The organism is Streptomyces sp. 7N604 (assembly GCF_052245475.1).
Lineage (GTDB): Bacteria > Actinomycetota > Actinomycetes > Streptomycetales > Streptomycetaceae > Streptomyces.
The window spans coordinates 1-10,251 of the sequence record NZ_JBQQBX010000072.1 but is presented as its reverse complement, the minus strand read 5'-3'; the positions used below and the strand labels follow the sequence as shown (position 1 = coordinate 10,251).

The following is a 10,251-nucleotide window of genomic DNA, read 5'->3' as shown; positions in this document are numbered from 1 at the left end:
GCATCCGACGCGGCCTACGGCACATCCAGTACCGCAGCCACCTCATAGACGGCTGCCTCGCCGAGACCGGCCTGACCATCAGACCCGCCTGAGCAACGACACGACACCACGAGTTCAACCTCAGTAGGTGGATCAGTGCTGGGACTGGGCAGGCCCGCCTTATGGTGCGGCAACATGAACTGACCGACGCTCAGTGGCGGAGGATCGAGCCGTTACTGCCCGCCAATGGCAGGCCCGGCGGGCAGTGGGCCGATCATCGACAAGTGATCAACGGAGTGCTGTACCGGGCCCGTACCGGCATTCCCTGGCCGGACAGGCCCGAGCGGGTACGGCCCCTGGCAGACCGTCTCTGAGAGGCACCGCCGCTGGTCGGCGGACGGCACCTGGCGGCGGATCCTGGCCGAGCTGCAGATCGAGGCGGACGCCGCCGACCCCGACGGGGCCCTGGCCCACTCCGCGCAGGCGGAGCGGGCGTGAACATCGACTCCACCTTCTGCCGCGCGCATCAGCATGCGGCCGGGGCCCGGCACCAGCCCCCGCACGACTTCCCTCAAAAGGGGGCGGGGCGCGTGTGGAGGCCGATGGGCGCGAGGCGCTGGGGCGCTCGCCGGGGCGAGCTGACCAGCAAGGTCCACCTGCTGGCCGACGATCGGGCCCGCCCGCAGGTCTGGCAGACCACGCCGGGCCATCGGGGTGACGGCCCCATGCTCATCCCCGTGCTGGAGGGGCTGCGGATCGGGCGGCACGGACCCGGCCGCCCGCGCACCCGTCCGGACCGCCTGCGCGGCGACAAGGCCTACTCCAGCCGGCGACAACCGTGCCTACCGGCGGCGGCGGAATATCAAGGCGACCATCGCCCCGCCCGATGACCAGCGTCCCCACCGCCGCAGGTGGGGCCGGGCCGGGGGCCGGCCCCCGGCCTTCGATAAAGCCCAGTACCGTCGCCGCAGCGCCGCCGAACGGGGCGTCAACAAGCGGAAGCGGTTTCGTGCGTGGCCACCCGATACGACATGCGCGACTACATCTTCAACGGCACCCTGGCCGTTACCGCGATCGTCATCTGGGTCCGCGACACCGTCCAAGAGCCATCAGAAGCTCCCTAGAGGCCGTGGCTGCGCAGGACGAGGCAGGTAAGAGTGCCGAAGAGGTTGTAGCGGACGACAGACGCCCAGCCTTCGCAAATTCGGGCGATCTCCGGCATGGTCATCTGCCCGCGCTCAAGGGTGCGTTCGTCGCCGGTCGGGATGGCGAGGTACGCATGTCCCCCCGGTCGGAGCCAGTGGTCGCGCACCCGGTTCAGCCATCCCTCGGGCTCCGCGAGCAACGGCAAGACCTCACGGCACACGACCAGGTCGATGCCGTGAGCGGGCAGGCCGGGGGATCGCCGGAGTCCAGGTCGTGGCGCAGGTAGGCCAAGCCGAGTCCGAACCCGCTTCGCTGGGCCGCCTTAAGGGAGACGGTGGAGAAGTCGAAGCCAGTCACGTGGTATCCGAAGGCCCGCAACTGGCGGGAGAACTTTCCGTTGCCGCACCCCGCGTCGATCGCGACTCGGCCGCGACGATCCGGGATGTACCGCGTGAAGAGCGTGGCCTCTTTGTCGCTCACCATGTGCGAGGTACGGCCCTCCGCCGCCCAGGCGTCCCCAGACTTTGGCCGAGACGGGTCCCGTCATGACGGCCGTCGGCGGCTCTGTCGGCGTGCAGTCGGTGGCGGGCATGAGTGGAGGACCTTTCATCGCGGTACGGGAGGCAATTGGGGGGTTGGGCCGGCCGCCGCTCGCACCCGAAGTGAGCGGCGGCCGGGGCACCCGCTCCTCACGCCGTCGGAATTTCGGACAACGTTGGGCCGGAGAGCGGGGCTGCTTCCTCCGCCGGGGCACCCCTGGACCGGGCCCGTGTGGGTGCACGGCGGTCTCGACGGGGTCGGAGGAAGCCCAGTTGGTGGGTCATCTCCGCGCAACGTAGGGTCCAGCGGCACGGAGATGACCGGCTCAGGGGGCGCCGAGTAGAACTGGACAGCCAGCCATGCGAGGACAACGACGACGAAGACGCCGATGCCCGCCAGTTGCAGCAGCCCGATCCCGGTGCGGTCGATGGATTTGCCCTGGTTGCGGCGCAGCGTCCTGATCGGATGCCGGATCGCGAACCGCAGCCGCGGAAGACGCTTCTTCTCGCGTACGGCGATCACGGGCGCCGCCTTCACTCCGGACCGAAATGGACGAGCGCGCCCATCGCGACGACGAGGGTTAACCCGATGACCATCGTGTCTCGGGCTCCTCGCTGGTGAGGACTCGGTGCAGGAGCCTCCACTTCTGCGGGGCGCCGGGGACGTGGAACAGGTCCGGCGGGCGCTCGCGCATCCGGGACGCGTGCTGCTCATCGAGCTTCTGGGCAGCTTCTTGGGGCCTACGCCGTGGAAGGCGCGCCGGAGCAGCGCCGGGCGGGATGATCTGGGGCGGGCCGTCTCGGTCTCCCTCAAGCATGGTTGCCTCCACGGTGCGCACGGTCTGGGGGTCGGCTGATGCCACTCGCCCATCCACCGGACGGGGTCTCTTCACGTCGTCTCTTCGGGCATGACCAGCGCCGTGAAGCACTGGCGATCGGCCACGAGGTCAGTTCGGTTTGGTACTCGGCGTCATCCCGGTTGATGTGACTGCGGTCCTGGAACAGCACGCCGTCCGCGAAGCCTTCGTGCAGCAACTTGCGGGCCTTCAACCAGCCCGGGGACTGCTGCGGAGCAAGCGGGCCGGTCTCGTCGTGGAACAGGTGCCCCACCTGCCAGCCGCACCTGTTGGCCTCCTGCTCCAGGACCTCAAACACCGGAGCCGGGTCGGCGCCACTGAGCATGCGGACATAGACGACGACACGCCGGGGCCTAGTCGTCGGACGGTGGGCGAACACCGGCTCGTTGAACCGTTCCCGCAGACGCATCAGCCGCAGGCCGGGCGCGACCTCGACAAAGGGGCCATCGGAGAGGAGGCCCATGGAGGCGTTGTCACAGTCCATCCACGTCGTATCCCGTACCGGCCTTGCCATGCCTCGCATCGTCATCTCCGTCGCTGGTTAAGCGGGCGGGCTGCCGCCACGTCAGCGGTCCGCCCTTCGGGGGACACGAGCGCGGAAGCCGGATTCCCGGCCAAGGCTTCCTTTGCTCGACGTGATCAGTGAACTCCCGTGCCGCCCGTAGCGCGACCAGATGAGGGCAAGATGGAAAGCGTTCAACGCGTTCAACGCGTTCAATGTCGTTCGAATGCGTTCGATGGCCCAACTGCCTTGGCAATGCACTAGCGTTGAGTCATTACCCGGTCACGCAACATCAAACTCCTGCAGACGATCCAGCAAGCGGGACTGAGCTACGAAGCACTCGCCCGAGGCACCCGAGCTGTGGCGACTGCCTCTGGCGAACACTGGATCCGCACCAGCAAGGCGAGCGTCTCGTACTGGGTCGGCGGTACTCCTCCCAACGCCGCCACGGCACGCTATCTGTACGAATTCCTCTCGGAGGCTCGCCCGACCCTTAACTCTTCACGATCTGGGCTCACGTCAGCTGACGACCATTCCGACCAGGCCGACTTGGGGCTTACCGTCGAAGACGATCCAGTGGAGACGCTGGAGCGGATTGGGGAGAGCTGACATCGAGCGACGTGATTTTTTGACCAAGGCCGCCTACTCCGTGGCTGGCGCCGCCCTGCCTCTGGGCGTGGCAGGCGAGATCCAGGCCCGCACTGAGCGCGCCCTCACCGGTGGCATCGTCGGGGCCGCCGAGGTCGAAGCTGTCCGGGACATGGTCGCGATGTTCACGGCCCATCGACGAGCGCCATGGCGGGCAGCACGGGCGCAGTACCGTCGTCCAATACCTCACTGACGACGTGCAGCGCCTGTGTAAGTCGCGGTTCCAGACCGAAGCCCTCCACAAGGAGATGCTGTCGGCCGCCGCATCCCTGGCCTACCTGGCCGGATGGAAGGCATACGACGCCGGCGAACACGGCCTCGCCCAGCGCTACTACCTACAGGCCTTCAGCCTCGCCCGTCACTCCGGCAACCAGGCGGATCAGGCGTACGTCCTGCGCATCCTCGCCCACCACGCTATGGACAACGGCCGTCCCGAACACGTCCTCGGGCTCGCCGACACCGCGCTCAGCCTGAGCCGCGGTGTCGATCCGGCAACCCAGAGCCTGTTCGTCATCTGCCGCGCCCGCGCGCTCGCCGAGTCCGTCCGCTTCGCCGCCGCGCGCCACGAGGCGGAGCGCGCCCGCGACCTGGCAGCGCATGGCGAGGTCGGGGAAATGACCGGCTGGGCCTCGCTGTGGGGAGCACCGTCAGCCACAGTCGATTCCCACACGGCAAAGATTTACGCCCGGGTAGGCGACCACCCAGCTGCGGAGGCACACCACGCGGATGCCCGAAAGCGGTACGGACCGACGGCGCACCAGCGGATCGCCGCACTTTCGGCCGCTGCCGAGGGCCACGCTCAGCTCCAGCAAGGGAAGATCGAGGCGGCGTGCATGACCTGGAAAAAGGCATTGGACACGATGACCGGCATCCGCTCGTCCCGCACCCGCAAGTCAGTTCAGTCGATGCGCTCGGACCTAGACCAGTTCCGTTCGCACGGTGCCCGTCCGGCGCTGGAATTCGACGAGCGCGCCCGCACCTGGCTCCGCGAGGCGGTATAAGGCGCTGCGGGGGCCGCCGGGCCTGCGTCCTACACCAGCACTTTGCTGAACGGGCCCTTCTTGGCGTCCATCGCGGGACGGACGTAGACCCGGCGGGGAATCGGGGCGTGGACGAGACCTGCTGGACTCACCTTGGACGTGCCCCATTAAGACACTGGTGACTTGTTGAGGCCAGGGTTGTTCCATCTCAAGTCGGCGTCACAGCTTTCGCGATCGGTACGTTCCACTTTAAGCACCACGCGGTCCGCCGAGCGAGGAACGGATTCGGTGAGCGGACGCTCCTTGCTACCGCTCCGCAGGGTTCCCGCAGCGATGGGCGTAGCGGCTGGCTCGGTGGTCGTGATCTCCCACGCCACCTGCGCCTCGTTGCAGTCGCTCCCAGTTAGTTGAAGATCTCCGCTGAGGACGAGACTGCTCTTGGCGTCTTCGGCTTCGAGGACGGCTCCGGTCTTCTCCCCGGCTGACAATGTCCAGTACCAGCCGCTTTCGCCAGAGCAGAGCAAGCTAACGCAATGTCTCTCGGAGGGTGCTTCTCCTGCGTGATAGCGGATCACGTAGCTGACGTCCTCTGTGTATCGCTTATAGGTAAAGAAACCACTCCAGGCCATCGCGAGCACCAGGACAATGAGGCCACCGATCCAATACCGATGAGGCCTCGGGGGCACCTGCCTGCCAGGGGACTTCCCGCCGGCGGTCGGCTGCTGCCGAACTGCCGGGGTCTCACCGATGACCCTGGATTTCGGAATCGTGGAGGACCGGGGCGTGGGCCGAGGCCTTTCCTGCCCACTCGGCTGCCCCACGTCGCTTGCGCGGGGTTCAAGCTTGGATCCCTTCTGTGACGCCTGCTCTGACCTCGCACTGCTGTCGGGCTCGCGGGGAGCCGTAGGGCTGGCGGCTGGCTGCGCTGTCTCGAGTGCCTCCAGCAGACGGTGCGCGCGCTGCATCAGCTCGGCCGACGTCGAGTACGGCAACATTCTCAGCAGCTCCCGCACGGCGTCAGGGGGGATCGGCCGCACGCCGCGCTGGTACGCCGACCAGGACTGAGCCGAGGAGTGGGTCCGGACTGCCAGCCTATGTAAGCGCAGCCCCGTTGCCTTGATGAGTTGGCGCACCAGGTGGGCCATCTCCTCGGGCGAGGGGTGCTGAACGCTCTCCTGCGGTCCCTCTCGGCGTCCCGGACGGTGACTCGGTCGCGGATGCGGCGGGACGTCCTCCGGTTCTTCGCGGCGTTCGGCTTCCTCGGCGGCGTCGAGTTGCCGCTCCAGCTGGGCGCAGCGTTCCTCGGCCAGCGCCGTTGCCCGCTGCGCATCGGCCAGCTCCTTGGTCAGACGCGTCACCTGCCGCTGCAGCTGATCACGCTCGGCGCGCAGGCGGTCCTGCGCCCGCTGCTGCTCGGCCAGGACGGTCTCGTGCTCCTCCCGATCGACCGCCCGCGCGGCCTCCACCGCCCGCATCTCCAGCCGCACCTGCTGGAGACGGCGTTGCCGGTCCTGCAACAGCTCGGCAGTCGCTTGCTCCCGCGCTTGATACTCGCGTACCTGCTCGTCAGTCTCCTCCAGCAGGTGCTGCAGCTCCTGCACCCGACCCGTAGCCGCGCTGACCGTGATCGCCTTCCGGTGCAGCTGGCGCAGATGCGCGATGGCCTCCGGCGTGGCCGGCTCGCCACGGTGCTCAGCCACCTCCGTGAGCAGCCCCATCACGAACCCCCAGGGCGGAACCCGCTTGCCGTTGAGGAATCGCGAGACCGTGCCCGGATCGAAGTGGCAACGGGATGCGTACCGGCGCACAGAGATACCCAGAGCGCTATGGAGAACCCGCAGCTCCCTCCCCAACGCGACTGCTTCACATGACGAGCTCTCACCCAGCGTCTCCAGTTCGCCCACGGCTACATCCCACCCCTGGCGTTGCCGTAGGTGGCAACGCGTGACGCTTGCTGCAACTCCCCAGACCCGTACGAGCCTGATCCCACCGCCCACGCGGAACAAGAACGTCCGGCCACCGATGGGGAGTTGACCCTATGCCCACCAACCACCCGCCCGCACACCGCTACAGGCTCGCTATCCTCGCGGCTGCCGTGACCGGTGCAACCCGTGCCGCCGTCGCGTGGCTGCTGGACCGCTTCACCGATCCACAGGGATGACCACAATCGCCCCCGCCCGGTGGTCGCCTGGCGGGCTTGGATGGCCGGCTCGCCGCTCACCAGCTGGACCAGCCTGGCTCGCTACGGCGGCGTATCGACCGGTGGGGGCGCGCCGGCAACGGCCGCCAGGCCGGGAAGCCTTCGGGCGACGCGCCGGGAGGGCGGCAGGGGGGGACTGGGGCCGTGTTGTCGCCCGGGTCCTGGGCACCTACGCCACCCGGGTCCTCACCCCCCCGCGGAGGCGGTGCCACCTGCGGGATGGCTCTGATGGAGGCGCTGCGACCGCCCACGCGCGCGGTCCAGGACGCGGCGACCGGCCGTTACGTCTCCGGTCCGATGCCCGGCTCGTTGACCGTGCCGGTGGACCCGGCGTCGCCGGAGGCCCCGCCCGAGCACCCGGTCCCCTTCGCCCTGTGGGGTCGCGACCGGCCGGAGGGCCAGGCGCTGGATGAGGAGGCGTACGAGTGGATCCGCGCCCCGGAGACCTGCTGCTGGCCTGGATTCGGATCCCGTTCCCGCTGCTAGCGGCAGACTGCCTGGCTGCTGACGGCGGCGGCCATCGCCTTCAACGGCGCCGTTGCCTGGCCCGATCCCCTCGGCGTCGGCATGCACGCCGTCATCCCGGTCCTCTTCGTCGTCGGCATCGAAGCCGCCCGGCACGCGATCGGCCGGATCGCCGACATCACCGCCGACCGGCATATGGAGTCGGTACGCATCGCGCGCTGGCTGCTCGCCTTCCCCTCCACCTTCCGGCTGTGGCGCCGCATGAAGCTGTGGGAGCTGCGCAGTTACGACGAGGTCACAAGGCTCGAGCAGGACCGCCTAGTCTACCAGGCCCGCCTCCGCGCCCACTACGGCCGCGCCTGGCGCCGCAAGGCCCCGGTGGAGTCCCTCATGCCGCTGCGACTCGTGCGCTGCGGCATACCGCTCTCCCAGACGGGGCCCGCGGGTCTCGCCGCGGCTGGCATCGAGGTTCCCGCCCTGCCGGCGCCGATCGTGGACGAAGCCCGGACCGCGGTGGACCGTGAGCAGCGCCGCGAACTCGAAGGTGCCGCCGTCCAGCTCGAAGCCAAACCCGCCGCCGAGCCCCGGCAGGATCCCGATGGGGCAGCCGCAGCGGCTGCTGCTGCGCCGCGGCCGCACATCGAGGCGGAGCCCGCCGCGGTGGCGAAGCCCCCGGCGGCCGCTACGCCAGTGCCCGCCGAACCGGGCCCGCCGAGACATTCGCCCAGGCCCTCCGGGACGTCGTCATCAACTTCGGGGATTACCCGAACGCGCGGCAGTTCGCCCTGACGCTGCACGACCGGTACGGCCTACCGGCTCTTCTGAGCGACGCGGCATGACGCTGCGTTGTCCACCTGGTGCAGGAGTTCCAGTCGCGTCAGTCCGTCACTGGCGAAGGTAGTGAAGGCCCAGTCCGTCAAGACTTGCAGTGCCCGGGGAGCCACTCCCCGGCCGCGTGCATGCGCCGCCGTACAATAGCCGACCTCGGCCGAAGAAGTGCCAGGGGTGACGTTCTTGAGAACCATGTGACCCACCAACTGCCACTCTGCCCCGTGAGCCTGGGATTCGACGATGGCGAATCCGAAGCGGTTGCCTCTCTCCCAACCCCGTTGCTGATCGCGTACCCACTGTGCCGCACCTGCCTCGTCGTCCACGGCTGAACTCGTCCAGCGACGGAGGGCGTGATCCTGATGCAGATCGACCAAGTCGGAAGCGTCCGCAGCTGCCAGGGACGCAGTACGAGTGCGGGAGCCGACGGGGTGGCGTCCGCCTCCAGACGTGCATGGTGTGATCACGGCGTCTGAACCATCGTTGATCCCGCATCGCCGGGAGCGCGGCCGGGCCGAGCTCTCAGTCTGGAAAGAAGAGCACAACCGCTCGCATCGCAAGGTCCGAGCACGCATCGAACACGCCTTCGCCCGCATGAAGGGGTGGAAGAGCCTCCGCGACTGCCGTCTCAAAGGCGACGGGGTCCACCATGCCATGCTCGGTATCGCCCGCCTGCACAACCTCACCCTGACCGGGTGAACCACAATCAGGTCGGTCAACCACCAGGTGTAGATCATTTGCGGGACAGTCCTTAAAGCGTGTTGCAGAAGGCTGTGAGCAGGCAGGTTCAGGTGTGCGCCGGGTCTTGCGGATCATGCGGCGAGGGCGAGGTTGTGCATGTGAGCGACCGCTTGGATCGCGTGGTGGAGGCAGCCGCCGCGCTGCCGGCAGTCGCGGAGGATCTTGTAGTTCTTCATCCGGGCGAAGGTGTTGTCCTCCTCCTCGCCCTTCAGCAGTGCGCGCCCTGGGCGTTTGCGGTGCGGCACGACCAGTCCCGTATTGATGTACGCGCCGTCGCCGAGCACCGTGACGCCCTGGCAGTGTTCGGCCAGTCCGGAGTCTCGCCAGGCCCTGGCGTCGGCGGTGGTGCCGGGCACCGGATGAGCCGCGGCCACCACCAGGCGCGTGTCCGCATCCACGATGACCTGCCCGTTCGCCGAGAACCGGTAGTTACGCGAGAAGGCGGCCACGCTCCGGTCACGCACCGGGATCAAGGTGCCGTCCACGATCCGCAGCCGGTCCACGGCCCCGGTCGGCGCATGCACCGGCTCCAGCGAAAGCAGTGGACCCACCCGCTGAATCACCCGACACACGGTGTCAGGCGAGACACCAAACAGCGGCGCGAGCTGCCGCATCGTGAGGTTCGTGCGGTAGTACACCGCCACCAGCAGAACCCGCTCGGCCAGCGGCAGACACCACGGACGGCCCCAGCCGGTACCCTCCCCACCCCGCTCACGCACCGCCCTCAGCAACCGCCCAAACTGATCCGCACGCAGCCCGGTGAACGTCTCCACCCACACCGGCTCGGCCCTCAACACCCCACCCATACAAGGGAAATGCCCTGACCACGGCCTTCTGCAACACGCTTTAGCACCACCAACGCGTCACAGAGACACCTGGCTTCGTAGTCGAGACCGACACCACTTGTCGACGAGTTTGGGCAGCACTTGTCGATCACAGAACCGGAAGATGTCGATGAGAACTGACACCACTGACGGGTATGTGGCCCTTCCTTCCGGCTTCCGCAGTTCGCAGGCAAACGGTTGGGCTGAATCAGGGATTGCCGCGTCTCGATGTGGTCTCCGGCCGTGGCACCACCGCCTCCTCCTCGCCGACGCCTACGGTGTGCGCGTGGATGGCATGGACTCCTCCCTGGCCAGGATGACCCTGGCTTGGAGATCTATAGCAACCTTGAGACTGCATCGGCCAACGAACTGCCCAGGGCTTGGTTGTTGGCCTGGGTGAAATGGATGCCGTCGACGGGTCTGTCAATCGAACGGTGTAACCAGGGTGGTTGGGGTTACTGACGGGCTGCTGAGAGTCGGCCGTCGAAGGTGATGTCGAAGGCGTTCAGGGCGGTCTTCCAGCGGCTGGTCCAGCGGGCCTG

The 10,251-nt window shown here is 68.0% G+C and carries 8 protein-coding genes and 5 pseudogenes; 7 read left to right on the top strand and 6 right to left on the bottom strand.

All coding sequences use genetic code 11. The features are described from left to right. Together ACTWP8_RS37835 and ACTWP8_RS37830 are read left to right on the top strand one after the other, a co-directional pair. Nucleotides 1-92, top strand: a pseudogene (locus ACTWP8_RS37835) (transposase); the annotation flags it as partial. A 69-nt stretch (nt 93-161) separates the two neighbouring features. Further along, a pseudogene (locus ACTWP8_RS37830) lies at nt 162-1,103 on the top strand (IS5 family transposase). Here ACTWP8_RS37830 and ACTWP8_RS37825 read toward each other — a convergent pair. The 3 genes from ACTWP8_RS37825 to ACTWP8_RS37815 form a co-directional block, all read right to left on the bottom strand. Then, complete coding sequence (locus ACTWP8_RS37825; protein WP_443326583.1) at nt 1,100-1,330, bottom strand: hypothetical protein; 231 nt, start codon at nt 1,328-1,330, stop codon at nt 1,100-1,102. The pseudogene ACTWP8_RS37830 and the gene ACTWP8_RS37825 overlap by 4 nt on opposite strands. Next, nucleotides 1,297-1,608: a class I SAM-dependent methyltransferase gene (locus ACTWP8_RS37820; protein ID WP_443326582.1), complete on the bottom strand. Its 312-nt coding sequence runs from the start codon at nt 1,606-1,608 to the stop codon at nt 1,297-1,299. Before ACTWP8_RS37820 ends, ACTWP8_RS37825 begins: the two co-directional genes overlap by 34 nt. An 866-nt stretch (nt 1,609-2,474) precedes the next feature. Next, nucleotides 2,475-2,984, bottom strand: a complete 510-nt coding sequence (locus ACTWP8_RS37815; RefSeq protein WP_443326581.1) for a hypothetical protein — start codon at nt 2,982-2,984, stop codon at nt 2,475-2,477. Nucleotides 2,985-3,618: 634 nt separating this feature from the next. Between ACTWP8_RS37815 and ACTWP8_RS37810 the strand changes: the two genes are divergently transcribed. Together ACTWP8_RS37810 and ACTWP8_RS37805 are read left to right on the top strand one after the other, a co-directional pair. Further along, nucleotides 3,619-3,864, top strand: a complete 246-nt coding sequence (locus ACTWP8_RS37810) for a twin-arginine translocation signal domain-containing protein (RefSeq protein ID WP_443326580.1) — start codon at nt 3,619-3,621, stop codon at nt 3,862-3,864. 55 nt (nt 3,865-3,919) lie between these two features. Then, nucleotides 3,920-4,672, top strand: a complete 753-nt coding sequence (locus ACTWP8_RS37805) for a hypothetical protein (protein ID WP_443326579.1) — start codon at nt 3,920-3,922, stop codon at nt 4,670-4,672. A 146-nt stretch (nt 4,673-4,818) separates the two neighbouring features. On the opposite strand, the gene ACTWP8_RS37800 is transcribed toward ACTWP8_RS37805, so the two are convergent. Continuing rightward, nucleotides 4,819-6,555, bottom strand: coding sequence for a helix-turn-helix domain-containing protein (locus ACTWP8_RS37800; protein WP_443326578.1), 1,737 nt, complete (start codon nt 6,553-6,555; stop codon nt 4,819-4,821). Between the two features lie 134 nt (nt 6,556-6,689). Between ACTWP8_RS37800 and ACTWP8_RS37795 the strand changes: the two genes are divergently transcribed. Both ACTWP8_RS37795 and ACTWP8_RS37790 read left to right on the top strand, forming a co-directional pair. Continuing rightward, nucleotides 6,690-6,812 (top strand): hypothetical protein, encoded by a 123-nt coding sequence (locus ACTWP8_RS37795; protein WP_443326577.1) that lies wholly within the window; start codon nt 6,690-6,692, stop codon nt 6,810-6,812. Between the two features lie 482 nt (nt 6,813-7,294). Next, nucleotides 7,295-7,791 (top strand): annotated as a pseudogene (locus ACTWP8_RS37790) (DUF2637 domain-containing protein); the annotation flags it as partial. 337 nt (nt 7,792-8,128) lie between these two features. On the opposite strand, the pseudogene ACTWP8_RS37785 reads toward ACTWP8_RS37790, so the two are convergent. Then, nucleotides 8,129-8,592 (bottom strand): annotated as a pseudogene (locus ACTWP8_RS37785) (GNAT family N-acetyltransferase); the annotation flags it as partial. A 35-nt stretch (nt 8,593-8,627) separates the two neighbouring features. Here ACTWP8_RS37785 and ACTWP8_RS37780 point away from each other — a divergent pair. Continuing rightward, nucleotides 8,628-8,843 (top strand): annotated as a pseudogene (locus ACTWP8_RS37780) (transposase); the annotation flags it as partial. 113 nt (nt 8,844-8,956) lie between these two features. Here the strand turns inward: ACTWP8_RS37780 and ACTWP8_RS37775 are convergent. Next, nucleotides 8,957-9,691 carry a transposase family protein gene (locus ACTWP8_RS37775; protein WP_443326576.1) on the bottom strand — a complete coding sequence of 245 codons (735 nt, stop codon included), beginning with the start codon at nt 9,689-9,691 and terminating at the stop codon, nt 8,957-8,959. Nucleotides 9,692-10,251 lie beyond the last annotated feature (560 nt).